Below are 427 nucleotides of genomic sequence, written 5' to 3' on the forward strand. Positions count from 1 at the left end.
GACCCCGTTGCCTGATCAATAGCACCAACAATAGTCGTAAACGCATTCCCCCATGCTGTCGCCGCATCCTGCATTGTCGCAGGCATTTCACCGGCCTTTTCGCGAAGCTCATCAACACGCTTTGTCAGGGCATTGTAAATCACGTCACCGGTAATCTTCCCCTCTGCGCCAAGCTTGCGCAATTGAAGTGTCGAAACACCAAGTTCAGCGGCCAAAACGCTTGCAACTTCGCCACCTTTGGCAATTACAGTGTTCAACTGATCGCCTGAGAGTTTACCAAGCGCCATTGCACGAGACATGGCCTCCTGAACAGATGTTGCCGTTTCAGCTTTTGCGCCAGACACAACAAGCGCATTATTTAAGGCTTCAGTATAATCAAGAGCCTGAGCTGTAGACTTACCCAGATCGCGCAACACACCAGCATTCG

General features: G+C 51.1%; 1 protein-coding gene. It reads right to left on the reverse strand.

Going from position 1 to position 427, the window contains the following annotated elements; all coding sequences use genetic code 11:
* A partial coding sequence (locus HBA93_RS18775) for a tape measure protein (protein ID WP_221724308.1) occupies positions 1-427 on the reverse strand: 427 nt, incomplete at both ends.

The sequence above is a fragment of the Ochrobactrum sp. SFR4 genome, from assembly GCF_019730395.1.
In the GTDB taxonomy this organism is placed as follows: Bacteria; Pseudomonadota; Alphaproteobacteria; order Rhizobiales; family Rhizobiaceae; genus Pseudochrobactrum.